Origin of the sequence: Bacillus sp. SIMBA_031 (assembly GCF_046535225.1) — a bacterium.
In the GTDB taxonomy this organism is placed as follows: domain Bacteria; phylum Bacillota; class Bacilli; order Bacillales; family Bacillaceae; genus Bacillus; species Bacillus velezensis.
Genome location: NZ_JAWRXC010000031.1, coordinates 1 through 998 on the forward strand (window position 1 = coordinate 1; position 998 = coordinate 998).

1 protein-coding gene is annotated in these 998 nt (G+C 57.6%); it reads right to left on the bottom strand.

The genetic code is table 11. The annotated features are described in order from the left end of the window. Window positions 1-998 (bottom strand): SDR family NAD(P)-dependent oxidoreductase (locus tag SB724_RS19360; RefSeq protein WP_410572400.1); only part of this gene is annotated, 998 nt, incomplete at both ends.

Genomic DNA, 998 nt, shown 5'->3' on the forward strand with positions numbered 1-998 from the left:
ACGCCTGCGCCGTGAATGATCCCGTCGAGTGTTCCGTGCTCCTCCTGTATGCCGCGGACGAGGGCGATGACCGCCGCTCTGTCTGTCACGTCAACCGGTTGATACAATACGCGGACACCCGACGCTTCCAAGCGCCGTAAGCGGGCGGAGCGCTCTTCATCAAGCACTTCTGCCCTCCCCGTTAATACGAGGACGGCATTTTTGACGCGGGAGGCTATTTCTTCAGCGAAAATCAGTCCGATGCCGCCCGCTCCCCCGGTGAGGAGGTAGACCCCTTCGTCTTTCCACGGAACGGCGGCGCTTTGAGGCGCCGGCAGATGACGCCAGTTTCTGACGAGACGTTTGCCGTCTTCATAACGGATTTCCGCTTGTTCAGGATGCACCCGGTTTTCTTTCAGCTTGGCAAGAAGCGCTGATGCTGACTCGTCCGGATCGGCTTGGATGACTTGGCCGTACAGCTTCGGATGTTCAAGGTGAGCCGTTTTCAGGAAAGCGGCCAGCCCCGCCAATACATTGTCTTCCCCCCTGTCGGGGACAAGAAGCTGGATCAGCGTTTTTTTCTTCTGCTTTTCTTTGATAAGACGCGTGACGATCGCTGACAGCTCCGCCGCGCAGGCGTCATAACGGTCTTCAATCGGACCTTCGCTGTCAGCCGCACATACGGCGCCGCTTATGTCCTCAGCATTCATTCCGCCATACAGCGTCACGTATCTGAAAGACTCTTCTTGTCCGCCGCCTTCATTCGGCGGTGATTCCTGCCACTTTGGCTGAAGCAAGAGCGGTTTTTCCTCCGTTTCCTCTTCCAGAAAACGGGCGGTAAGCCCCGTCAATCGGACACATACCGCACCGTGTTCATCACACAGCTCAATATGATAGGCGCCGTCCTTTGAGGAAAGCACCGCCCACATCGTCTCACGGCACGCAGAAAACACCTGCATATCCTGGAGGGCAAACGGCAGAAACGGCCGGCCGGACGCGGAACCGTCTGAGAGCACGAG